29 protein-coding genes are annotated in these 25453 nt (G+C 26.5%); 7 read left to right on the plus strand and 22 right to left on the minus strand.

What is annotated here, in order from left to right; all coding sequences use genetic code 11:
* Position 1: 1 nt before the first annotated feature.
* From JNUCC81_RS10480 to JNUCC81_RS10510, 7 genes are all read right to left on the minus strand, one after another.
* The gene (locus JNUCC81_RS10480; RefSeq protein WP_454093419.1) at positions 2-1009 is read right to left on the minus strand and encodes a C45 family autoproteolytic acyltransferase/hydolase; all 1008 of its coding nucleotides are present in this window, start codon (positions 1007-1009) and stop codon (positions 2-4) included.
* Between the two features lie 392 nt (positions 1010-1401).
* On the minus strand, positions 1402-1596 hold the full coding sequence (locus tag JNUCC81_RS10485; protein ID WP_208333509.1) for a hypothetical protein: 195 nt from the start codon (positions 1594-1596) through the stop codon (positions 1402-1404).
* Between the two features lie 245 nt (positions 1597-1841).
* The gene (locus JNUCC81_RS10490) at positions 1842-2216 is read right to left on the minus strand and encodes a ribosomal maturation YjgA family protein (RefSeq protein ID WP_454093420.1); all 375 of its coding nucleotides are present in this window, start codon (positions 2214-2216) and stop codon (positions 1842-1844) included.
* Between the two features lie 515 nt (positions 2217-2731).
* Positions 2732-3352: a YhbD family protein gene (locus tag JNUCC81_RS10495; protein WP_454093421.1), complete on the minus strand. Its 621-nt coding sequence runs from the start codon at positions 3350-3352 to the stop codon at positions 2732-2734.
* Positions 3353-3364: 12 nt separating this feature from the next.
* Entirely contained in the window at positions 3365-4180 is an 816-nt protein-coding gene (locus tag JNUCC81_RS10500) for a polymer-forming cytoskeletal protein (RefSeq protein ID WP_454093422.1), read from the minus strand.
* Between the two features lie 9 nt (positions 4181-4189).
* Positions 4190-4867: a hypothetical protein gene (locus JNUCC81_RS10505; RefSeq protein WP_454093423.1), complete on the minus strand. Its 678-nt coding sequence runs from the start codon at positions 4865-4867 to the stop codon at positions 4190-4192.
* A gap of 376 nt (positions 4868-5243) precedes the next feature.
* Positions 5244-5801, minus strand: a complete 558-nt coding sequence (locus JNUCC81_RS10510; protein ID WP_454093424.1) for a GNAT family N-acetyltransferase — start codon at positions 5799-5801, stop codon at positions 5244-5246.
* 159 nt (positions 5802-5960) lie between these two features.
* On the opposite strand from JNUCC81_RS10510, the gene JNUCC81_RS10515 reads away from it, so the two are divergent.
* Positions 5961-6260, plus strand: coding sequence for a hypothetical protein (locus tag JNUCC81_RS10515; RefSeq protein WP_454093425.1), 300 nt, complete (start codon positions 5961-5963; stop codon positions 6258-6260).
* Between the two features lie 265 nt (positions 6261-6525).
* Complete coding sequence (locus JNUCC81_RS10520) at positions 6526-7047, plus strand: hypothetical protein (RefSeq protein ID WP_454093426.1); 522 nt, start codon at positions 6526-6528, stop codon at positions 7045-7047.
* Between the two features lie 260 nt (positions 7048-7307).
* Here the strand turns inward: JNUCC81_RS10520 and JNUCC81_RS10525 are convergent, their stop codons facing one another.
* From JNUCC81_RS10525 to JNUCC81_RS10535, 3 genes are read right to left on the minus strand one after another with little or no spacing between them, the layout of a single operon-like run.
* On the minus strand, positions 7308-7766 hold the full coding sequence (locus JNUCC81_RS10525; protein WP_454093427.1) for an HIT family protein: 459 nt from the start codon (positions 7764-7766) through the stop codon (positions 7308-7310).
* A 29-nt stretch (positions 7767-7795) separates the two neighbouring features.
* Complete coding sequence (locus JNUCC81_RS10530; protein WP_454093428.1) at positions 7796-7954, minus strand: GNAT family N-acetyltransferase; 159 nt, start codon at positions 7952-7954, stop codon at positions 7796-7798.
* Positions 7955-7994: 40 nt separating this feature from the next.
* Positions 7995-8315, minus strand: coding sequence for a hypothetical protein (locus tag JNUCC81_RS10535; protein WP_454093429.1), 321 nt, complete (start codon positions 8313-8315; stop codon positions 7995-7997).
* A gap of 197 nt (positions 8316-8512) precedes the next feature.
* On the opposite strand from JNUCC81_RS10535, the gene JNUCC81_RS10540 reads away from it, so the two are divergent.
* Complete coding sequence (locus JNUCC81_RS10540; protein WP_454093430.1) at positions 8513-9466, plus strand: exonuclease domain-containing protein; 954 nt, start codon at positions 8513-8515, stop codon at positions 9464-9466.
* A 184-nt stretch (positions 9467-9650) separates the two neighbouring features.
* Here JNUCC81_RS10540 and JNUCC81_RS10545 read toward each other — a convergent pair whose 3' ends face one another.
* Genes JNUCC81_RS10545 through JNUCC81_RS10555 form a run of 3 tightly spaced genes read right to left on the minus strand, consistent with a single transcriptional unit; the run spans position 9651 to position 12749 of the window.
* On the minus strand, positions 9651-11321 hold the full coding sequence (locus JNUCC81_RS10545; protein ID WP_454093431.1) for a MutS-related protein: 1671 nt from the start codon (positions 11319-11321) through the stop codon (positions 9651-9653).
* A 13-nt stretch (positions 11322-11334) separates the two neighbouring features.
* Entirely contained in the window at positions 11335-11619 is a 285-nt protein-coding gene (locus JNUCC81_RS10550; protein WP_454093432.1) for a hypothetical protein, read from the minus strand.
* Between the two features lie 14 nt (positions 11620-11633).
* On the minus strand, positions 11634-12749 hold the full coding sequence (locus tag JNUCC81_RS10555; protein ID WP_454093433.1) for a helix-turn-helix domain-containing protein: 1116 nt from the start codon (positions 12747-12749) through the stop codon (positions 11634-11636).
* A 211-nt stretch (positions 12750-12960) separates the two neighbouring features.
* Here JNUCC81_RS10555 and JNUCC81_RS10560 point away from each other — a divergent pair, with 211 nt between their 5' ends.
* Positions 12961-13290 (plus strand): hypothetical protein, encoded by a 330-nt coding sequence (locus tag JNUCC81_RS10560; protein WP_208333522.1) that lies wholly within the window; start codon positions 12961-12963, stop codon positions 13288-13290.
* Positions 13291-13370: 80 nt separating this feature from the next.
* On the opposite strand, the gene JNUCC81_RS10565 is transcribed toward JNUCC81_RS10560, so the two are convergent.
* The gene (locus JNUCC81_RS10565; RefSeq protein ID WP_454093434.1) at positions 13371-13808 is read right to left on the minus strand and encodes a hypothetical protein; all 438 of its coding nucleotides are present in this window, start codon (positions 13806-13808) and stop codon (positions 13371-13373) included.
* A gap of 322 nt (positions 13809-14130) precedes the next feature.
* On the opposite strand from JNUCC81_RS10565, the gene JNUCC81_RS10570 reads away from it, so the two are divergent.
* The 3 genes from JNUCC81_RS10570 (at position 14131) to JNUCC81_RS10580 (ending at position 16274) form a co-directional block, all read left to right on the plus strand.
* A complete protein-coding gene (locus JNUCC81_RS10570; protein ID WP_454093435.1) occupies positions 14131-14613 on the plus strand; it encodes an RNA polymerase sigma factor in 483 nt (160 codons plus the stop codon).
* Complete coding sequence (locus JNUCC81_RS10575; protein ID WP_454093436.1) at positions 14606-15376, plus strand: hypothetical protein; 771 nt, start codon at positions 14606-14608, stop codon at positions 15374-15376. The genes JNUCC81_RS10570 and JNUCC81_RS10575 overlap by 8 nt, the downstream gene beginning before the upstream one ends.
* 265 nt (positions 15377-15641) lie before the next feature.
* Positions 15642-16274, plus strand: a complete 633-nt coding sequence (locus JNUCC81_RS10580; protein ID WP_454093437.1) for a VanZ family protein — start codon at positions 15642-15644, stop codon at positions 16272-16274.
* 263 nt (positions 16275-16537) lie between these two features.
* On the opposite strand, the gene JNUCC81_RS10585 is transcribed toward JNUCC81_RS10580, so the two are convergent.
* The 8 genes from JNUCC81_RS10585 to JNUCC81_RS10620 form a co-directional block, all read right to left on the minus strand.
* Positions 16538-17452, minus strand: coding sequence for a CPBP family intramembrane glutamic endopeptidase (locus JNUCC81_RS10585; RefSeq protein ID WP_454093438.1), 915 nt, complete (start codon positions 17450-17452; stop codon positions 16538-16540).
* Positions 17453-17534: 82 nt separating this feature from the next.
* Positions 17535-18311, minus strand: coding sequence for a sulfite exporter TauE/SafE family protein (locus tag JNUCC81_RS10590; RefSeq protein WP_454093439.1), 777 nt, complete (start codon positions 18309-18311; stop codon positions 17535-17537).
* A gap of 141 nt (positions 18312-18452) precedes the next feature.
* A complete protein-coding gene (locus tag JNUCC81_RS10595; protein ID WP_454093440.1) occupies positions 18453-19193 on the minus strand; it encodes an ECF transporter S component in 741 nt (246 codons plus the stop codon).
* Positions 19148-20845 (minus strand): ABC transporter ATP-binding protein, encoded by a 1698-nt coding sequence (locus tag JNUCC81_RS10600; protein WP_454093441.1) that lies wholly within the window; start codon positions 20843-20845, stop codon positions 19148-19150. The genes JNUCC81_RS10595 and JNUCC81_RS10600 overlap by 46 nt, the downstream gene beginning before the upstream one ends.
* Positions 20818-21708, minus strand: coding sequence for an energy-coupling factor transporter transmembrane component T (locus tag JNUCC81_RS10605; RefSeq protein ID WP_454093442.1), 891 nt, complete (start codon positions 21706-21708; stop codon positions 20818-20820). Before JNUCC81_RS10605 ends, JNUCC81_RS10600 begins: the two co-directional genes overlap by 28 nt.
* The gene (locus JNUCC81_RS10610) at positions 21709-22953 is read right to left on the minus strand and encodes a DUF4430 domain-containing protein (RefSeq protein WP_454093443.1); all 1245 of its coding nucleotides are present in this window, start codon (positions 22951-22953) and stop codon (positions 21709-21711) included.
* Between the two features lie 18 nt (positions 22954-22971).
* Positions 22972-23649 (minus strand): hypothetical protein, encoded by a 678-nt coding sequence (locus tag JNUCC81_RS10615; protein ID WP_454093444.1) that lies wholly within the window; start codon positions 23647-23649, stop codon positions 22972-22974.
* A 35-nt stretch (positions 23650-23684) separates the two neighbouring features.
* Positions 23685-25352, minus strand: a complete 1668-nt coding sequence (locus tag JNUCC81_RS10620; RefSeq protein ID WP_454093445.1) for a dockerin type I domain-containing protein — start codon at positions 25350-25352, stop codon at positions 23685-23687.
* Between the last annotated feature and the right edge of the window lie 101 nt (positions 25353-25453).

Consider the following 25453-nt stretch of genomic DNA (forward strand, 5'->3'; position numbering starts at 1 on the left):
ACTATTTTATTTTAAAACGGATATCTTCCTTAAACTTCTTACGACCAGGGTTGCCTTCTACCCTCCAAATTTGATTATTTTTCAAATCATAAACTACTGACCAAACAGTATCAGCATTAGTTTTTCTATCATATTGACACATAAACCCATACTTACCACCAAGTAAATTCATAGCAAAATCTAGACCATACTTATCTTTATTCTTAGCTAAGGCATTTTTAGTTGTTTCATATCTCTCACCAGAACGCCAATCGTCTATTTGAGTGTTTTTATAGTCTTCCATTTCAGTAGTGTTAAAATTATTAGCAGTTGCTACAAAATCTTCTCCAACTTTTGGTGTTATCACTACCACTTTTTCACAGTTACATTCAACTACCGCTATATGGCCATTTTTATCAGCAAGTGTAATAGTTTGTTGTGAGGCTATTGGTAGAGTTTTTATGGCTGTAATTGCCTCTTGCGTAGTTTTGCATTTTTCAAGAATATATCTAACTAATAATCCTGCGTTAAATCCTGGTTTTCTTAATTTTGGATATATAAAAGTTAAACCTACTGCTAAACCTTCTTCATTTACTCCATCTTCCATTTGAACAAAGGCTGTTGTATTTCCATTAAATGAGTAAACATTATCTAAGTTGTAAAGACAGTTCATATATAGTTGTTCTAGACTTACTAAAAAATCACTGTTTCTGCCAAATAAAATTTGCTCTTTGTTATTTATGGCAAAACAAGTACATTTATTATCAAATTCAAAACAATACATAGAAAATAACATTCCACATAAGTATTCAAAGGAAGTTTCATTTCCATGGGCGATTCCTTTAACTTCTTGAACTATCTCAGGATAATATTTTTCAAATATCTCTTTACATTCTTTTCCAAATTGGATTTTTGTTTCTTCTATATCATAAGTGGGACAGTCGCTTAGTGTCTTTCCATTTTTATTTAGTAAAGCTCCCCACTTATATCCTGCTTCATAGTGGGTTCCTTTAAATCTTCCATGATACATAATTTGATTCTCCTATTTTCTGTATTAGGCTCCGGAACCTAAATTCATTATATTTGAATAAAATTTTATATTCAACGATTATATAAAATTGATAACATTTATCAATTTTATATAATCTAAACCCGTTGAAATTACTATATTTTATATTTATAAAATTATAATTTAAGTTTTAAATGTTACAATTAATTGTAGTAAAACAAGGATCAATAAATTTATTTAATACCTATTTACTAATTGTTTATCTAAATTATATTAAAACTATTTTAATTGTTATCATATTTGAAATTCTCAATATTAGTATTTTCAAGAGATTATAATATGACTAAATAAATCAAATAATAAAAATGACTATAATTTTTATTATAGTCATTTTATTATTTATTATATATCTATTATTTTAAATCTCTATTACCATCTAATGTATTATGAGTTTCAGGACCTGCACCTGCTCTTGTTACATATCTTTTATTACCATTACTATCAATTTCAACTATTGTTTCTGTATCTGTATTTGTATTTTCAGCCTCTGAATAAAGAAGTTGTCTACCTAAATCTTTTAAATCTTCCATAAGTGATTTATCTTCCATTTGTTTATCTCCTTTATTTTTTATTGTTCTCTTTAATTTATATTAGATACCTTGCAATATTTTCAATTAAATTTAAGATATCCAATATTTTATTATTAACGCTAAAAAAGGCAAATTTCTCCGCATTTCTTTAGATTTTTTCTTATACTATTCTTCCTTTAATTCTATAAAAACATATTTAAATATTATATTTTCCTTGCGATTAAAAAAGGCACATTACATTATAATGTTCCTTTAACTATTTTTTAATTAAAAACAAATTTATCAATCGCTACTCCAAGTACTATTCCTATATTATAACTTATTAAATCCTCCCATAAAAAACCATATCCTAGTACTAATCCTCCAAGAGTAGTTGCTCGTATATTATTTATCCAATCAGCTTGATATAACTGACTCACCTCTATAGAAAAAGAAAAAATAATTGCTACTAAAAAACTCTTTAAATTAGTTAGTTTTAAAAATAAAAACTTAAATCCGTAATAAACCATCATAGCCCAAAACATGTCACCTACAAATGGAGCAATACTTTTGGGAAATATAAACATAAATTTTCTTGATAATAAGCCCATAAACATTACTGATATGGTAATTATAAAATATGTAATCCTCTTTTTCAAAATATCACCACCTTAGAGCTTTTATTTAATCTATCCATTATCCTTCTACTAGAATTTTTAAATATGTATTTAATATAACATTTAGTTTACTATGACTATAATTAAGATTATAATTAAACTGTATTTCAAAATATTAATTTATTATAACTTAAATAGAGGTGATCTATATTCAAGCAATTAAAAACGCAATTATAATATTATTACATTTCATATTCTTTGTTGTATTATTCTATTTTCTTTCAGCCGATTATATAGTATCTATTACTTTTATAGGATTAGCATTACTAGGAGCTAATGTTTTGAGAATGAAAAATGAATGATTGATAATAAAGTATCAAATCATTCATCTAAAAATTTCATTATTCGCTAACTTAGATGTAAACATATATAACATCTTTTAAAATATAAACTAAATATTTTACTAATATTTAGTTTATATTTTTCTTTTCTCAATTATATATAACAAAAGATATAATCCATAAGTGATAAATTTAAATATATAGTATCTCTCTCCTTTAGACCATTTTTTTGGCTATTTCACTTATTTCCTTTACTAAATTAATATCAATAATTTTCACCATATTTTCATCAAAGAAAACATCTTTATAGCTCTTACATCCCACTGCAAAAGGTACACCTAATTTTCTAAATAAATATATTGTTGCGTCTTCATCATACAATTTATCAAAACTACTGTCTATTATAGATATTATTTGTTTTAACTCTTCTATAGTTATAATAGATTTAATTAAATAACTTTCTATTATATTTAGTATTAATAATTCTTTTTTTCCAACCTCATCCGTTTTATATACTTGTTCAAATATATTTTTAGTATTTTCACATACTACATTCTTTGATACAAGGCTTTCTATATCAAATTTTTTATCGCTCTCTTTCTTAGCAAACATATTTGCCATATCATCTAAAGATATGTCATCTTTCATTGATAATATATATTCTATTCTTTCTAAAACTTTTTCTTTAGGTAAAAATGTTTCTTGACCTGTAAAGGTAGATTTTTTTATAAACCATTCTTCAGGTATAATGTTTTTTCTTTTCCATCTATATAATTGTCCATAAGAGATATTAGTAACTTCTAGTAATTCCTTTTTAGATATTAAATTTTTTTCCATAATTCCTCCTACTTAAATCCTGCTACTGCTTACTACAGTAGAATCAGATGATACTTCTAATACGTCGTTATATTCTACATTATCAATTCTACATTTATTATTCAACTTAATTTCTTTGCCTCTTATGTTTTTTACATTAGATTTTTCTAAACTTATTCTGTCTCCCTCTATTAAGTTACAACTTAAAGTTCCTATTCTATCAAATAAAGTAACAGGCTTAAAAATCCCTTTATGCTTTTTTGTAACTTCTATAGTACTAGCTCCAATTTCATTGCAATTACATCTTCCTCTTGGAGCTATAATTACGTCTTCTGCATTTAATAAGCCATTACAAATAATCTTTCCATATATATTTATAATTTCTGATTCTATATTTTTGTCTACTTTTAAGTCCCCATAAGATTTTATATACTTAGAATTTATATTTTCTTTGCATCTTAGTGCGCCTTTTATTGTAACATTGTTACACTCTATATTATAAAAAGACTCCACTTCTCCAATTACCACTAAATCATTTATTTTACAAGTTCCTTTTACAACTAAGTCACCTACTACCTTAAGACTATCACAAATTAAATTTCCATCTATCCTAGTGCTACCTATTACTTTAAAATCCTTACAATTTAGAGTACCTTTTATAGTAGCATCTGAAATTACTTTTAAACTTTCAAACTCTAAATTACCATCAAAACTACAATCTCCAACTATTTTTACTTTATTTGCTTTTATATTACCTACCGATTCGCCACTTCCTATAATCTTTATATTGTTATACTCACCTTCAGAGATAAATCCATCACCTAATAACTTTATATTTGATTTCTCCATTTTTTCCTCCTATATTTTATTTACATTATCAACTTTTGATAATTCATTTATATCAATACTTTCACTATATTCTATTGTGTTTATTTTACAGTTTTCACCTATAACTATGTTTTTACCTCTTACTATATCAACCTCGCAGTCTGATAACTTTATATTGTCACCTTCAATTACTTTAATATATGCTTTGTTGTTTTTAATTTTTTTAGGTACAAATACTTTAAATATATTCTTAGAGTTTTCTTCACCATATATTTCAATATTAGTTGCACCTATTTCACCAATTTTTGATTCTCCTACTGCAAATAAATAAAAATCTTCACAATTTATAAGACCATCACATCTAATATTACCTTCTATGTCTATTTTCTCGCTTTCAATATCTTCTTTTACCTTTATACAACCTTCTCCTGAAATATTTTGAGATTTTATATTTTTTTCAATGGTTGCAACTCCCGATACATTTATATTTCGTGCTTCTAATGATTCACTACTCTTTAGTACTCCTGATACTATAAACTCTTCACAATGTATATTTTTTTCAATAGTTGCAACTCCCGAGACATCAAATTTATTGCATTTTAAATCTCCATCAATTGAATAAACACCTGATATATTTATATCTTCAAATTTTCCGCCACCACTTCGTCCTACTCCGTCTAATCTTATAGAGTGTAATTTATTATTCATATTAACTCCTTTCATAACAATGTTTTATTTAATATATTTATAGTAGCAAAACATTGTTACACTGTCAAGAATAATAAGCATATAAAAAAGTTGCCTCTTAAAATGATTATTAAATCACTTTGAGGCAACTCCTTTTAAATCAAAGCTAGATATATTTATCTAAATAATACTATCTACATCTACAGCATCTGCAACAACATCCACATCTTCTGCAGATTCTAAAACGGAAAAATAATCTATTACAACCTCTGCAACGACAAAGCATATTATCATCTCCTTGTATTAAGCGATTTTACTCGCTTAATACAAGCTATGTAATTAAACGAAAAATGTCACTCTTTTACAAAATAATTCTTTTTGTACGTTTTTCTTAAAATTAATAATTATTCGACTCTATATAATATTCTCTTTTTAATAAAGATAATACTTCTACATCTTTAGGAAAGTAATCTTGTATAATATAGTCTCTTAATATACCCTCTTTTTTAAATCCTGACTTTTCAAGTAATTTAATAGATGCTTTATTTTCCAAAAATACTACTGCGCTAATTCTATTTATATCTAATTGCTCAAACCCAAATTTTATTACTTCACTTATAGCTTCTGTCGTGAATCCTTGATTCCAATAATACTGGTTTAGATCATATCCTATCTCTGCTCTTTTATTTTTTGTATCTAGTAAATCATATCCTATAGTTCCAATTAATTTATTATTATTTTTGTGTACCATTGCCCATCTCATACCTCTACTATCATTATAATCGTATTCTAGATTAGCAATTATTTCATATGATTCTCTTATACTATTTAATGGTTCTCTACCTAAGTTTCTAGTTACTGTATAATTTGATAGGTATTCAAACATATCAACTGCATCATATTGACTTATTTGTCTTAGATATAATCTAGCCGTTTCTAGTAATTGAAATTCCATTTAATCACCTCTTTTGATTCTATCGTTCATCTTGTGCAATATATTTAATATAAATGACATGCTTTATCAATACTTAAATATATTAATAAAAGATTTTAGTACATCCCTAAAATATATGATAATATAAATTATATATGTATTTATTAGGGAGATTGTACAATGAACAATGTAGTAATTAAAGGGGAATACAGTAATCATACTATATCTATCTCTGACGATACGTCAAATTTAGTATTTCAATCTTCTAAGAATAATATGGATCTTTCTAAAGATATGGTAAGCCGTTATGAAGTAAAGTATATCGGATACAAGAGAAACATTACAGATGTTGTAGTTAGAACTATTCTAGGATTTTTATTTATGGTTATATTAGGCCTATTAGCTGGGTTTACAGCCATCAAGTCAGATATATATTATCGCGTAGTTTATGTTGAATTTAATGATGAAATAAAAGTTTGATTAAAATTGATAATAAAAACTTTGAAATGTTAGTATTAAGCTTATTTTAGTTATTATGATATCTTCTAACTAAGGTCCATAGCATAATTAAAAATACAAACTAAAGACTATATTCTAAGGGTATGAGTTTTATAATTTTATAATCTATATATTTTTTATTGTTATATTTTTTAAGGTAAATTATTTTATATAAGTAAGAACCATCTCTTAATATTTACATATGATATATAGAACAATATTTATATCATAAAAAGGGGAATCAGCAATGGAAAGAAATTATTGGCAAGAGTATTGGGACAATTATTATAAGTTTATGGCTGTATATATTAGAGAGTTACAAAATGCATATCCTAATGCGGATATTACAAATGAATACGTAGAAGTTGCTAACTTATTTGCGCCTTCTATGCCTTTTGAAGATTACGAAAATTATGATGAATTTGACGATGATGATAACTATTCAGAAGAGGATAATGACCCTCCTTTTATATCACCTAGTGGTGGGCAATCTCCTACTCCTTTTATATCACCTGGTGGTGGGCAATCTCCTACTCCTTTTATATCACCTGGTGGTGGTCAATTTACTATAAATAACTGTAGGAGAATGGCAATAGTTAGGATAGAAATGAGAAGAGGTTTTAATCCTTCTAATTTCTTCTTGATAGTAGATAGAGCTGATCGTAGGAGTATTCAAGGATTTAGAATAGCTTGCGAATCTGGTAGAGTTAGATTTATACCAATGGCTGTAGAATATAGAAATATTAACCTTATAGAATGCGCATTTTAGATTAAATTTAATAAGAGTTATCTCAAGTATTATATATAATACTTGAGATAACTCTTTTTTATTTTTTACAGCAAGTAAGTCAGATATAGACTATCATGTTGTTTCTGTTGACTTTAAGGACAACAATAAAAGTCTAATTAAAAATTGATAATAAGAACTTTAAAATATTAATGTCTAGATTATTTAGATATATAATTATAAATACAGGTTATGTTAGCTAACTTTGTAATAATCTATAAATAGTTTTCAATTTATTAAAATTATATTTGATAATAGTTTTTCAAATATTGTGTAATTTTTTTTCTTATTTCTTTATGTTTACATTCATTATACAATTTTTCAGAATCAAACCAGTTAGATTCATCATATAACCATACTGGCTTTTTCTTCCTTTCTTCACTTTCCCATTCATATCGTGGAAATACATGTCCATGTAAGAATTTATCAGTATTACCCAAAACATCATAATTAATTCTAATCGGATTACATACTTCAATAATTGCATCCCCCAATATACTCAGATCAACTAAAAAAGTCTCTCTTTCCTTTAAAGATAAATCATTCAAAGAAAACACATTTTTTTTAGGTAATAATACGCAATATCCAGGTAGAAATTGTGTATCTCCAAAAACAGCAAATCCACCATTAGTCTCAATCATTAACATTGGATTTGTTCCATTTTTAGCTGATTCAATTCTATTTTTTTGCCACTCTTTCATTATATCCCCCCCCATAAATATCTAGTTTATTATCTCTTTTTCCAATAAACTTGCTTTAAATTATATCCGATTTCTAGCTTATTTTTTTCATAGTCAAAATGATGTAGTGCTATAGATCCAATCAATTCATTACTATCTTTTCTTACGATTCCCAATCTTATAAGCCATCTATTATCAAATCCCTTCATAATTACAATAAAACTTCTTTAATTTATCTATATTAAACTATTAAATCACTTTATATAACTGCTTTAATTTATGCTCCATCTTACCTATTATTACTCCTGGCATTAAAAATGAAAGTATCATAATAATAATTTGACTTTTTATAATAGTTAAAAACAATATTCCGATTAATATATAATATAATCCAAGCATTTTAAGTTGTTTTCTTTTTATTTTTATATATTCACTTTTATCTTCTATAAAAAATCTTCGCTCATCTAAAGACATAATCTTATCTGATAAAAATTTAGATAATAGTGCACCTACTCCACCCATAAGTATCATTGCTAAGTAGCTCATTAGTATTACTGAATCTTTAATCATATCCACCTCTAATCATATTATAATCTATAGTAATTGTATCCTTTATATAAATAAAAATCTATAAATTCAAAAAATTCATTAATTATAATCTTCAAAACAATAATAATATATCTATAATCTTTTTAATAAACTCCAATTTTAAATTTTAACAAACTAATATATAATTAATATATAAATAACGAAGGGAAAATAGTTTTATGGATTTTGTTTCAATAGATTTTGAGACAAGCAATGCATTTCGTGCATCAGCTTGTTCTTTAGGTATTACAGTTGTAAAAAATAGTAAGATAGTTGAAGAAAAATATTGGTTAATTAAGCCTGATCCTTTTATATTTGATAATAGAAATATACAAGTTCATGGTATTAGAGAAGCCGATGTTATCAACGAAAAAGAATTTGATGAATTGTGGCCACAAATAAAACCATACTTGGAAGGACAATTAGTAATTGCTCATAATGCTTCATTTGATATATCAGTACTTAGAAATACTTTAGATAAATACTCTATAGAATATCCTGTATTTGACTACGCTTGTACCTTAGTATCTTCTAGAATATTATATAATTATTTAAATAACTTTAAACTTAGTACTGTAAATAAGCACTTAGGATATAAATTTAAACACCATCATGCCTCAGAAGATGCTAGCGCATGTGCTAATATTTTGCTTGAAATATCAAAAGAATTAAGCTTAGATAATATATATGATATATCAAAGCTAGTAGGATTTAAATTAGGTTCACTTGGTAAAAACTCATATACTCCATGCAGTAAACTTCATATTGGTATGACTTCATCTAAATCAAGCACTTATAATGGAAATGAGGTTAATCCACTATTTAACTCAGATTCAGATTATTTTAAAGGTAAAGTTATTTCTTTTACAGGTTCTCTAAGCTGTATGGAAAGGCATGAGGCTAAACTTCTAATTTCTTCTCTAGGTGGTATAGCTAAAGATTCAGTTACAAGAAAAACTGATATATTAATTACTAATACACCTAATATAGACAAACTTGATTCATCTCAAATGTCATCAAAATTAAGAACAGCAGTTAGATATAATAACGTATATAATCAAAATATCATATTTTTAAATGAGGAAGAATTAGAAAGTATATTAATGGGTTATCCAGCTTGCGAAACTAATTAATATCATTTTTATAAAGTATTGTAACACCTCAATCATATTCTTTAAAAAATAAACTACACTTAAGACAAATATTTTTAAGTATATAAGCCTTAAGTGTAGTTTTTATTACAATATTTAATTACTAATATTAATCATAAAGGCTATATTCTAATGTTAGAATATAGCCTTTTTATTTCTCCATTAACTACCATTTTCCAGTTTCTAAGAATGCTTTAGCTCTATTATCAGCTTTTTGAACTATATCCTTATCATATTCCATAAAACCTAATAGTTTTATAGCATTTCTAGTTTGAGCTCTTCCCTTATGAAGTTTATAATCAAACTCTATATCATTATCAGTTATAGTTTCTTCAAAATGATAATTATCAAATTTATCTTCTAGTAAATGAGTTAATTCTATATCATGAGTTGCTGCAAAACAAACAGTATTACTTTTTTCTAAATGTGAAAGAACTTCAGCTGATGATGCTATTCTCTCTACTGTATTAGTTCCCCTTAATATTTCATCTACAAAACATAAACAAGGTATATCATCATTTACACTATCTATTATTCTTTTTAAAGATTTTATTTCAACTATATAGTAACTCTCACTGCTAAATATATCATCCTTTAGGGCCATTGAAGTATATATATTAAAGAACGAAGAACTATACTCCCTAGCGCAAGATGTAAATATTGTTTGAGATAATATTGCATTTATTGCTACAGTCTTTATAAATGTTGATTTACCAGATGCATTAGAACCTGTAAGAAGTACACTTTTATTAAACATACCACTGTTTGCAATAGGATTTTTTATTAGTGGATGGTATATATCTACAAATTCTATTTTATTTTCTTCTTTACACGTACTTTTGATTAAATTTGGTTTAGAGTAATAATCTAAACTATCTCTAAATGATGCAACACCTATTAATGCATCAACAGCCCCTACATAATCATATATTACTTTAAAATCTTTAGAATTTTTTATAACAGTATTTTTGACTTTCTCATAGTTTTTTAATTCTTTTAAAGTTATCATGTTAATATATTCACTAAGTACATTAACATCCGAATTAATTATTTTAGAGCTTCCATCTATTGATTTATTTCTAATTTTTTTAACCTTTTCTAATCTAGCAGATATGTCGTCTAAATTTTCATCAATATCAGCTATATTTAATTCTTTTATCTTACTTGCAGCTCTTACTACTGATATTATGTAAGTAAAACCGTCTATATTGTAGTTATATTGTTTATCATTATAACTAATCCATATATTAACTCCTATACTTGCTATAAGTAAAATTAAAAAATATCCATTTAAAAGTGATAATAATATACTTATCCAAGGAATATATGAAAGAATTTTATATCTGAATAATTTACTCTTACTATCATCCATTTCATTAAATAAGCAGTTTGTAGTATATAGTTCTTTACTTTCCCCAAGTTTTCCTAGTATATATTGTATCTCTCTTCTTTTTTCTTCATTATTTCTAAAGTATTCTATAACTTTATCTCTTTTTAATAAAGCTTCTTTATCATATAATGGACATCTAAGGATAGTATACAATACATCACGACCTGCACTACTTTGAGTATTATTTATTGTCTTATATATATCATCCATACTTAAATCATTCCAAGTTATATCATCTACACACTCGTTTATCTTTTTATTCTCAAAATAACTTGAAACACTTACCATTTTATATTTAATATCTTCTAAATCTATTTCTTTTCCATAATTGTTTAATATATTTTGTTTTATGAATTTCATTTTGTTCATGTAATCAAATAGAGAAAATGAAACTCCTAGTAAAAATATAAATCCCATTCCTAGTAAAAAATTGATTATATCTCTCATTGTGTCTCCCTCTTTATAACAAATTCATGCCTATTACAGCTATATCAGCAACAAGCATAATTATTAAAGCTATCATATTTATGCCTAATTCACTTCTTTCCTTTCCTATGTTAAATATTAAAATTTGAAGTATCGGTATCATAGCTAATACAATTATCTTTGACATTGTGTGTGGTTTATTTATCTGAACAAATATTTGATTTGGTAATATAAAAAATGCCCCTATGTTAATAACTACGGTCATAATTATAATTACTTTACTTATCAAATTTGATTTTTTATCATCAATAAATAACATAGTTCCCCCTTGTTTTAAATTTTATTTTTCTCACTTAATACTTCTAATTCCTCAATAATCGCTTTAAATTCTTTATTCTCTTTAAAATTACTAAATCCTTCTTTTAAAGATATTATCAAATGCTCATATAAATTAGTTTTCATTTTTATTGCTTTCTCTTCCATCTTATCAAAATACCATATATCATTAATTTTCATACGATTATTAATATTTACATCCCTTAGGTAATCAAGCATTTTTCTTAAAGATTTAATAGAGTTTTCACTATCTTTCTTTTTCATATACATATGAGCTAATTGAGAATATATTGTATGCGTCATATTCATTTCTGGAGTTAATTTTTCAATACCTAAAGCTAATTCATAGTAATTTTTTGCTTTTTCAAAATCTATATCTTCTTCATCCATATCATCTTTATAATTGTAATCTGACATTGCCAGTGACATACAAGAAGTTTTAGCTTCAATTAAGGCATTGTATAAAATTTCTTGCATTAGTTTTTTAGATTCTTCTACCTTACCTTGACTAAGATATATAATTGACAACATACCATTAGGGTCATATGTTGGCTTATATATTTCTTTCAAAACTTCTTCTGCTTTATCTGGTTGATTCATTAACATATATTGGCTACTCAATTGTATAAGAGAACCTTCTTTCTCTTTCATATCCTTTGTATTATCAACTATATCCAATAGTATTTCTATAGTTCTAGATATTATATTATTATACTTATCTTTATCATCTGCACTTCTTACAGCAGCTAAAGTGTATATGGCACTTAAATTAAACTTTAATTCATAATTAGATGGATATTTTCTTATATACTTTTCACATAAATTTATACTTTCATCTATCTTTTCTTGTGATATTAAATCTTCACATTCTTTAAATATTTCTTCAATTTCTTCTTTACTTAATTCATTTTTATAGTTTAATAATTCATCTATTGTAACTTCAAAATAATTTGCAAGTATAGGCAATACTGTTATATCTGGATAACTTGTACCACTTTCCCATTTAGATACTGCAGGTGTTGATACCCCTATTAAATTTGCTAATTGTTCCTGAGTTATATTTTTATTTTTTCTTAAAAACTTTATTACTTCCCCTATTTTTAACTTTTCCATTAGTTTACTCCTTTAATATGATATATTTATAGTATAAGTTAAATAAGTTCTATTAACAATGGATAGGTAGTTAACTTTTGATTAATAAATTTAACTGCAAGTTAATTTATAATTTTTATATAATATCTTAAATCTTTTCTCAGAAAATGTATTTCTATAGAGTTTATATTATATAAAGTATCCTAATAAAAATAATGAGAGGTGATTATTTATGTATAGTCTCATCATATTCATGGTAATATTTATTCCATGTTTTATATTTTATAATTTCTGGTGTATTAAGAATAAGAAAATATCAGTTTGGATAAGTGATGTTAAACTTATAGATGATAATAAACTTGAATCTAGTAAAGATGATTATTTTAACTTTCAATTTAAAAGTAGTTTAATTACATGCTTACTTATGGTTTTATTTATTCTAGGTGCATCTGTTTTAAATATTAAAAATCCGTATCTTCTTTTAATATTACTAGTATTTCATTTTTCAAATTTTATAACAAAACACCTTGCGATAAAAAAAGAATATCTTACTGAAATTTAACCTATTTAAAAGTTTTATAAAATATACTTTAATAAAGGCTATAGTCTCAAATAGGACTATAGCCTTTATTAAAGTATATTTTATTTTAAATTTATGTAAAATACGTATTCAAGAAATCCTTTATCATATGAAATAGTTTTTAAGCTATACTTAAATATCCCTTCTTTTTTTTCTGTTAAAAATTGATTTCTTTCTTTAAATTTTACATTTGATGAATTATTTTTATCTTCTTCAATAGATAAATTATACTCATGAGGCTCTTCATTAAATATTATATTAACAGATGAACTTGGCTTTAAATTTAAAGTATTGTCCTTAGATTGTTTTCTATTTATAGAAAATATAGAAGTTTTATTTTCATAATCATAAGTACTCGGTTTAAGAACAATAGATTCATTATTGTATTTAACAGTTACAGTAGGTAATTTTGATGCATCTTTATAATTATAAAAGATCATCATTAAAGCAAATGCAAGTAAAATTACCACAAATATTATCAGTTTATTTCTTTTGGACATTTTGTTCTCCTTTTATTTTTATTAACTACTATTTTAACAGAAAAGAGTTAAATGTAAAAATATGTAAATTAACATTTTAAATTTTTATCTGTAGATATATATGTTATATTTTTACTTGTACTAATGATTTTAATATTATAGCTACTAATTATAAAAACATTAAATCTTGAAAATAAAAAACTAAAGGCTATGGTCATATAGACCGTGGCCTTTAATTTTTAAATATTTAAAAATTAAATGAACCATTTTGCATATATATACATCTAATTAATGTAAGGCAAAGAAGTAGCGCTACAATTTGCATGGAAAGGTAGGAAGTTAGTTGAATAAAAATACATTTATAGAAAACGTTCTTAAAGCTGAACGTACTTTATATCATGTGTCTAAATCAATTTTGGTTTATGATCAGGACTGTGAGGATGCTGTTCAGGGGGCAATTTTAAAAGCTTATGACAAATTACATACATTAAAAGAAGAAAAATATTTTAAGACATGGTTAATTAGAATATTAATAAACGAATGTTATAGCTTAAAGCGCAGAGAATACCCAAAGTTATCTTATGAAGAATGCTTTGAGTTTGTAAAGGTTGATGACAAAAAAGATTATAGCGAATTATATTTAGCTATTAAAAAATTACCTGAGCGCATTCGTATTACAATTGTTCTTTATTATGTAGAGGGATATTCAGTAGAAGAAATTAAGCAGATTTTAAAAATACCTTCTGGAACTGTAAAAAGTAGGTTAGCAAAGGGACGAAAGTTATTAAAAATAAAATTGGAAAATATGGAGGTAATTTATGAATAATTATAATTGGAATAATACCTTTCCAGATACACCTAAAAGTTTTAAAAATAAGGTAAGTGATACATTAAATAACTTACCAGATCAAGAGGAGAATGGTGAAATGGGAAATATAAAAATATATAAAAATGGAACTTTAAAGAAAAAAGTTATAATTGCATTAGCAGCTACTTTTGTATTAGGAACAACTGCATTTGCAGCAGGAAAGTTATTCTCTACTGTAGGAATTTCAAGTAATATACCAACTTATACTACAATACCTAAAGTGGAGCAAATAAATAATGATTTTGGATTTAATCCAAAATTAGTTGATAAATTTGAAAATGGATATATATTTGAAAATGGCTATACTTCAAATAATGAAGGATTTGATGAACAAGGTAATTCTGTAGGAAAAACAAAATCTCTTCATTTTGCATATGAAAAAGGTAATAATAAATTAAACCTTTATATGGAAGGTAAGATGTTAGGTGAAAGATCTAAAGATGAAGTTGTTGTTGATACTTATAATAATATAGATTTATATTATCATTCATATGCTAATAAGCTTGTTCCAGAGGATTATGAAATGACAGAACAAGATAAAAAGGATGAGGCATCTGGTAAATATGTATTTAGTTTTGGATCTGAAGATGTTGAAGTTTCTAAGGTTCAATCTTTAAACTGGGAACAAGATGGAGTATACTACTCTTTTTTAGTAACAGATTCTGACTTATCACAAGATGAATTAGTTAAAATGTCACATCAGATTATTAATTCAAAATAAAACTTAGCTTAACTAATTAACTTTTTAAAGTATAAATTTTTAATTCAAATTTAATAAAAATAAATAAAAGAACTTATTTAAGTTCTTTTATTTATTTTTTGCTTTGCTAGCTTGCTTAGTTATTTATTGAACTAGCTTAAATCAATGTGCTTTACTTTCAAATTCAATAAATCTACTTTGTAATTTTAAAGTACGTTGATATTATATAATTACCACTTCAGAATTATATAATATATAAAATTAATTTTAATTGGGAGGGATTATAATGCAAATCTTAGGACGTGATATTTTAATAAGCATGGCTATTATGATTATGATACTAATAATAAATGCCAAACAAAAAAATAGAAGGGAAATTTCTTTATATAATACAGGGATTATGTTGTTTTCTTTTTCTATGGTTATTATATTTTCCTTAACGGGTATATCTCCAATGAGTGGATTTCATCTTGACATAAGAATTAATGAAATATCTTTTATTCCATTTGAAGGTATTATTGAAATGTTACGAGGTGGAATAACTACACATTCCTTTATTAATATTATTGGAAATATTGCAATGTTTATGCCAATTGGTTTTTTGCTGCCGTTGATATACACTAAAGTAAATTCTTGTAAAAAAGTAGTAGTTATTGGATTTTGCACCTCACTGCTTATTGAATTATCACAATTATTTTTAACTAGAGGAACTGATGTTGATGATTTGATACTTAATACTTTAGGAGCAACGTTAGGATACTTGGCATTTACTGTTTTTAAAAGTATATTTAATATATTTACTGAAAAAATTATTACGGAATCAAAGACTATACAAAATAAATTTATTTTACTATCAGGAATATTAATTCCATATATTGTAATTATCATATGTGGTTTCTATGATAGATATACATTTTAATTTAATCAAATCTTAAAATATCTGAATCTTATTGTCTGCATTCATTGTAACTAAGAATTACTTTGATAAAATTAATGTTCCTGATAAATACTTAATACCTTAAGCTGGAGACATGACTATGCTAGATTAACCTAAATTATTTTTTAATTCTTTATTGAAAATTAATAATAGAAATAAAAAAGCTACTACTTACTAGTTTAGCTAATAATTCTGCTTTATTTAAAAGAGCTTATACTAAATGTATAAGCTCTTTATATATTAATTTATATTTTATTAAATTTACCTTTTTTATCTAAAAAATATATAATGGCTATTCCAGCTAATAATACAATAGTAGCCCCTAGCCCTGCTTCTGGTCCAAAAGAACCTCCAGATATAAAATCTTTTCCAATTAAGTTAAAATCAAGTAAGCTTCCAACTTCAACATTTAATCCACTTACTTCAAATCCAAATAGATTACCTTGTGCAAAGTTCCACGCACTATGCATTCCACAAACAGCCCATAAATCATTAGTTTTTATAACATATAGCCCGTAAAATAATCCAACTAATATTATATTTATAATAGCAATGTAATTAACATTCGGATTACCTAGATGTAATAATCCAAATAGAGTTGAAGATATAATAAGTCCTAAAGCTATATTGTATCTAGCTCCTAAAACATTCATAAGCCAACCTCTTGTAACTACTTCTTCAGTTCCACCTTGTATTATCCAACCTATCAATACTATTAATACTGGTAAAATCGCAGAAATTCCTACTGGCTGGTTAGGTTGTTTTTCAACAGTTACACAGCCTAATAAAAATAGTATTGATACTACTATCCCCATCATAACCAAACCTATAATAAATCCTAAAGCATACTTTTTAAACGCATTGTTTTTATGAAAACCAATTGAAGATATTTTTCTTTTTTCTATCTTTGCGACTCTGAAAAAAACTAATAATGATATAAATGCAAAGCTTATAAGCGTAATTAATAAGTATAGTAATTCTGGATTTAACCTAAAGTATGAAATCTTACCTAACCCCAAAAATATTGGTAGTATTCCAATTCCACCAATAAGTGACCCTCCATACATAAATATTAATGCTAGTACTATAGCCCAAATAACATTCGGTAATTTTTTACTTTTCCTCGCTTCATCAACAAGAGTTTCTTTTTCCCTAAACATTAAATACCCCCTTTTTTATCACTAAAATTTATATATTTAAATTCTTATTGCAGCATAAGTTCTATTAAAACATTTTAGTATTTTACTTAATTATATTGTAAAAATTGAAGCACATTATAAGTATCATACAATATATAAAAAGCTTTTTAACATCTTCCCTTTTCATACGTCTAGAAAAATCACTTCCTAAAAAACCTCCAAGTATTCCTCCAATTATCATATAAACTACAACTTCTAAACTATATACTAAAAATCCTTCATTAAGTAAAATAGTTATAAGCTTTGAACCTTGTGAGAAAAATATTATAAATATAGAATGAATAGCAGATGATTTTGCATCCATACCTAATATGTACATAAGCACAATTACATTAAGCGGTCCTCCACCTATCCCTAAGAAAGACGCAATAATTCCTAATATTAATCCTACTATAAAGCATATGCTAACACTCTCTATTTTAAATCCCTTTATTTTACCTTCCTTACTATAAAGAATGATTACTGCAAGCATTAGTAAAAATAAAATTACAGATTGTATCTTTTGTGCTAATCCATCATTATTTAATATATTTAAAAATACTTGAAATGCACTTTTTCCTATTACTCCACCTAATATAGAGCCTATTGCTAGACTAATAGTTCTTTTTCCATCTAATTTAACTTTATTTTTTATACTTTTTCCTAGAGATACAACAGACATAGAAAAAACAGTAAAAGTAGATAAAACACCGATACTTGCAATATCATAATTACCTAAAATATCAAGAACTGGCTTTATTATAACTCCACCACCAAGACCTGATATCGCCCCTACTGTTGTTGATATTAAACCAACTAAAAAATATATTAACGAATTCATGTTTCTCCCCCCTAATATAAAACCACTCTCTCAATATAATTACTTAGCTAATTCTTCCAAAATACATACTTATTTTAATTTTAGCATATAAAAATACACCCATCTAGCTTAATAGTAAAATGGGTGTATTTTATATAATTTTTATGGTTCAATAAGACCATATTTAATTTTAATCCTATCAATCTTTTCTATCATTGGCTGAGAAATTATAAGTAAAAAGAATACTGTAGCTATTGCATGGACTAAATCAAAAGGAAATCCCGATACATAAGTAGCTACAAGTGCCTCGAATGTAAAACTTGATGAAAACATTAATAATGCAGCTATATTAATTAATCCTCCATATATCAGTAGTGTTGAAAGTCCACCATATATACATAGTTGAAATATATCCTTTTTAAGTCTTCCTTTTTTAAATAAAATTCCTGCTAAAAATCCAATTATTCCAAAGCAAAACATCTGCCAAGGTGTCCACGGTCCTTGTCCAAAGAAAAAATTTGATACAAAACCTGAAACTGCTCCAACTAAAAAACCAGATTCTGCTCCCAAACACACTCCTGAAATAATTACAATAGCAACCACAGGCTTGAACTGTGGTAACATAAAAAATGCAGCTCTTCCCGCCACAGCGATTGCTGATAATACTGCAATTATAATTAGCTCTCTAGCTTGTGGCTTTCTATTTTCAAAAACCATAAAAAATGGAATCATAGTATATATAATAATTAAAAAACTTATAAAATAATATTTTCTATCATTTAAGAAAAATATACCGAAAAATATAGTTGCTGGTATAACTATCAAAATAAGTATTGTAGCTATAATTGTTCTTTTGCTTAACTTATTACTGTTTCTTTCACTTGATTTTGATTCATCTTGCATAAATTTATCACATCCTCACAAGTTACAGCATTTTCAAAAACTTGCCTACACATTCTATTTGCAACAGTTGTGTAGAAACTATTTCCTGAGAAAAATTTCTTTGGCGTATTTATCGTAACTATATTTCCATTAAAAAATAGAGCACATCTATGTGCATAACTAGCACAAAATTCAATATCATGTGATACCATAACTATAGTTACACCGGATAATAATAATTTCTCTATGATTTTAGAAAGTTTTATTTTGAAACTAGCATCAATACCTTTAGTAGGCTCATCTAATATTAAAAGTTTTGGTTCTAATAGTAATACCTTTGCTAATGCAGCCCTTTGTTGCTCTCCTCCACTTAGATCATATGGATGCATAGAAAGTAAATTTTCTATTTCCACAATTCTTGCTATATTTTCCACTTTTTCTTTTTTTTCATTTTTGCTTAATTTTTTTCTAGAAAGAATTTCATATAAATCTAGTTCTACAGTCTTCTTTACAAATAATGATTGTGGATTTTGAGGAAGTACAGCTATATTATTATTAAAAATTTCTTTATTACTTAATTTTCTTATATCCTTTCCAAATATCTCAATTTTTCCTCTATAAGGTTTATTGATTCCATTTATAAGAGATACTGTTGTACTTTTTCCAGTGCCATTCCCTCCTACAATACAATAAAATTCACCTACATTTATATCTAATGATAAATCCTTTATAATATCTTGAGAGTTTTTATCATATTTAAACCATATATCCTTCATTCTAATTGCATATTCATTACTTAAATTAATATCTTTTTCTTCTACTGCTGTACAAGTTATCTCGCTATTTTGTAGAAACTCATTTATCCATTGTCTACCCTCTTTTACATTTGTAGGATATTCTAAAGAATTATTTACTTGAGATGCTATTTTAATAGGAGATGGCATTGCTGTAAATATTTCATGATTTAGTTTTCTTATTTTTTCTCCAACAATTTTTGGACTTTCTTTTGCTATAATTTCTCCATCATCCATTACCACTATTTTATCTGCCATAGTAAATACTTCCTCTAAATCATGCTCTGTCATAATTATGGTTATTCCCAACTCTGTATTGATTTTTTTTATTGTCTGTAAAAAGTCACTGGCTGCAATTGGATCTAATTGAGATGTTGGTTCATCTAATATTAAAACTGATGGTTGCATAGCCATTATAGATGCCAAATTTAAAAGTTGTTTTTGGCCACCAGATAACTCTGTTACATTTTTCATAAACCACGTTTGTATACCAAAGAAGCTAGCCATTTCTGCAACTCTAAGCCTTATAGTTTTATTATCATAGCCTAAACTTTCAAGACCAAAGGCTAATTCGTGCCAAACCTTATCCGTTACAATTTGATTTTCTGGACTTTGCAGTACATAACCAATTTCTGATGCTTGAGTTCTGGTATCTACTTTATTCAAAGGCTTTAATTTAAAATATATTTCACCATCTCTTTTTCCATGAGGAGTAAGTACAGTTTTTAAATGCCTTAATAAAGTACTCTTTCCGCATCCTGACTTTCCACATATAACTACAAATTCACCTTGATTTATAGTCAAATCAATATTTTTAAGTGCCTCTTTTTCTTTTAAAGGATATGTAAATGTTAATCCTCTAATTGTAAATGCTTCCATTTTATCTCCTCCTTAATGTCAAAAAATACTGGTACTAAGCATAGGCATAAATAAGATAAATAAACTACTACAGAAAAAGTTGTAATAGGATTTGATTTTATAGCTGGGAAAAATACTACTGTATTCTCACCTCTTAATGAACCTATAAATATTATAATTGTAAGTATTACCATAGTAATAAATGTAATCTTATCTCTATTATCAAACCTAAAATTAGAAAAGCTGGTTCTTCCTTTTAGACCATATCCCCTAGATTTCATAGAATCTGCCGTTTCTATAGCATTTTCTAAAGCCCACGTTGTCATTATTGATAATATTTTTATTCCATTCCTTGCCTTTTGTATTATATTTCCGTTTGTAACATCTCTTCCTATACATTTTTGTGCATTAGAGATTTCCTTTATTTGTGCCTTATATTTTGGCACAAATCTTAGTACCATAGAAATAATAAGAGATAACCCTGGTATTACTCTTCCAAATAAATATATAAACTTGTCTGAGCTCATCACGGCATTATAACAGGAAAACCATAAAATCACAGATATAAACATAACTGCAGCAGCTAATCCATATACAATTGATTCTAAAGTTAACGGATTTCCATTTTTAAAATATGTTAGTATAGTAACTCCAGCATGACTAAAAGCCGGATTTATTAATGCTGAAAATATTAAAAGTGGTATCATATAAAGAATATTAAATTTAACTGCCTTTATACCATTTAAACTTACCGAATAAATAAATGAACTTATAAAAGAAATAACTAAAAATACTGGATGCATAAAAAACATGCTAAATAAAATTACTGTTGTAAAGTAATAAAAATTTACTATAGCGTGAAATGATTTAAATGAATTTGACATTTACTTCTTTCCTCCCATCCACTCACATCCAACATCTCTACCTAAATCACAGGTATAAACCCACTCTATTACATCACTATCTTTTAATTGGTATCTACTGCACCCGTAATTTGGATACCATCCATTTACCTTATACATCCACCCACTTAATTCTCCTCCATCAAACTCATATAAATTATTAATTCCTTCTATATAATTACTGTTGTATATAGGTGTCATTGAAAATTCCATATGAATTTTTCGCTCTTGAACTTCACGTAAAAGCACATCAAATACTGATTCATTTTTATAGAATTTAACCTTCTTAGTAGCATATATAACCCCATCATCAGGTATCATATCTCCTTTTCCATTGGAAATAGCTACTTTTCTATTTTCTGGCTTTAACAATGTGTCACACCTAATAGATAATGTACAATAACCTGCCACCTTACTTTTATCTACTTTATTACCAGCTTCATTCCATTCTATAGGTTTAGGTTTTCCTTCTGGAATTGGATCTGTTAGATATTTATCTTTGCCTCCTTCATTAGGTGTTCCTTTCTCTGTGTTTATTCCTAATTGCTCTTTAAGTAGTGAGCTCTCTTCTTTTTTTTCAGATTGTGATTTTTTTGATTGTGATGTTTCAGATTGTGCTGTTTCACTCTTACCATTTTTTTCATCCTTATCTATAGCTTCTTGTTTAGGGTCGCTAGCTACTATGTAAAACTCTCCTAACCTATCTTTTACGCTAAAATTTACTATTGTATTATCTGAGGTTTCTACTGTTGTACCATATACTTTTTTTACGGTATTTTCTTGTTCATCATATTTATATATATCAGCTGATGAACATTTCCATTTTTTATTTAATGTTATTGATAAGGCCGTTTTTGATTTTAGTTCTTTAGATTCATTAAAACTAAATCCTTGAACAAGCTCTGATTTACTTTGTTTTTTTACTTCGTCTAAATTCTTATTAGTAGGATTTATCAGTAAATTTATATCTTCTGGCTCTTTTATATCACTTCCTATAAACATCCATTGATAAGTGAATTCATCATTTTTTCCATTAAACATAGCCATTTCTTTACTTTCCATTAATTGTGCAAATATAGAAGCGTCTACAATACCACTTTTAGGTATGTCATTATTTAATGATATCTTACTATCTTTTATAACCTCTTTTGAACCACAAGCCATTAGTGATGAGATTAGAATTATAGTTAATAGGCTTGTTAATATTTTTTTTACTTTCCTCTTCACAATAAATTCCTCCAGTACCTAATCTTGAACTACTAATTCACAGTCATTAATCTTTAAAGTATTTCTTGAACTCGAAAGACTAGTGTTGTCTTTGTCTCCATTAATTGTTGCGAATACGACATCTTTAATATTCAAAGGATATGTTTCGCCTGGTTTTACCCCTTCTTTTAACTTAAATCCCAATCGTATAACTACATTTTTTGATTTGTTATCAAAACCATCTTTATTGTAAGCAAATCTTCCCGCTGTCTTATCTAGGTACATTGTGTTAATTTGACCATTCATATTAGAAGCTTCTGTATCATATTCCCAATATGGAACACTGAAGTCTTTTCCATTAGATGATTTATCTCCATAGGCTTGCATTGTACCTTTTTTAACTCTTGTAAATTCTAATTTATCCTTATCAAAGTAAATAGAAATACTTGCCGCTGGATATATGTTAGATGGTAATGACGATAAGACAACATCTACGTCGAATTCTTCTTTATTATTGACATCTATTTTATTTGGCGGTATAAGATTAATAGATGGTACTTCTAAAACATTTGACTCTGTCTCACTTGAAATCATCCCCTTATTCTTATCTTTATATGCTTGTGTTACTATAGTTAAGATTACTACTAAAGTTGTAATAATTACTAACAACCCTATAATTTTTTGTTTTTTAGAAGCATTCAATATCCTTTTTATCATGAGTCTCACCTCTTTATCTACTTTAAATTAAGACTTTATATGTTATTAAGCACGTTACATTCTTTTTGCTTTATATATCTTTCCATGATTCCAATCACATCTAAGTTATCTATTTTAGAGTCTCCGTTGTTATCCATAGAAAGTATCTCCTTATTACTTGGTACATCTATTTTCTCCAATACTGTTGAAATAGTATTTAATGCATCTTGAGCATTTACAATATTATCTCCATTAACATCCCCAAATGTGATATTTTCTGAGGTTGTATTCTTATTGAATTTGTATTTAGTTATGTCATTTAACTCTTCTAATTTTTCATCTTTATCAAATATACCTATATACGTTGCTACTTGATACTTATTTGATAATTCATTAGAATAATACATTAAAGTATTATTCTTAAATACAACTTGTGGAATAGCTCTTTCATTTGCAAATTGAACAATTACTGCCTTTTTTCCACTTAGAATCAAGTTATCTTCTTCTCCTGAATATAGTACCTTTGCAATAGCAGGAGCTCTGTTTTTGCTTATACTTTTACTTGTATTTTTATTTGTTGAATCTTTATTTATTAATGGTTTATTTGTTGATTGTATAGGATTTTTATTTATTGTTGGGCTGTTTATATTTTCCTCTTTATTTTCTGTTTTAGAGTCTTCTATTTCACCTGTATTTAAAGTTGATTTAGCATCTGTCATATCATAAAGCTTATTTTTACCTTTAACAAATCTATCGTATGCTACAATTGCATACATACCTTGATCAGTTGCCATAGCATCTAATTCTTTATCTAAAACGTGTTTAAATCCTCCACTTTCTATATAAAAATCCATTATTGAACTAATAGTCCATTTACCTTCAGATTTTATAAATCGCTCATCTTTAGCAGGGTCTATTCCAAGTGCTGTAAGGGCTACTATTACTTGGGCCACACTTTCACTATTTGTTGTTCCCCAGCTAGAGTACCCTCCTGTTTCTAATTGCAAGTTCGATAAAACGTTAAGAGCTCTATCTATATATGGCTTTACCTTTTCTTTATTCTTATATTTCGCTAAAGATTGAAGTGCCATAGCAGTTATATCAGGATCTGGAATATCTCCTGTAAGTGCCCATCCCCCAGCTTCACTAGTTCCTTTTTTTATTTCTCTATCTAATATGTAATCAATAAGCATTTCTCTAGTAGTCTGAACTTTAACGTCTTTTGCAATCGGTATTTCATAATTATTTGTATCTAAGGCTATAAGAGCAAATATTGGCCCATTTATACCTTGCTTTATTACTTTATTAAAGTCTGCAAGTTTCTCTAAAAGATTATATCCACCTACATTTCTAACATCCTTACCTATAGAAGTTAAACCTAATATAACTCTTGAGTATTCTGTATATTTAACTTTATGTAAATTTCCATCACACTCTTTTAATGTTTTAACAACATTATCATAGTATTTATCATAGTAACTATTTGGAACTTTATATCCCGCTCTTGCTAATGAAAGTATAGTCCATTCCCCACTCAGTGTACCTACAGTCGGATTATGAGTATTTTTATACATTAATGCTCCTGTTTTATCTATGGCCATTTCTATATTTGTACTTGGGCTAACTAATGTCTTAGCAAGTAACTCTGGCGCATAAATAAAACATAAACTAATCGTAAGAACTACTGTAAATAACGTCTTTATTAGCTTATTTTTATTTTTCAAAATTCTACTCCCCCTTATATCTTATTTTTATATTTTTCATAACTTAAGGTAAATTTCTTTAATCTAAAATATTAATATTGATTAATATTTTAGATTAAAGA

This window comes from Faecalimicrobium sp. JNUCC 81 (assembly GCF_053667625.1).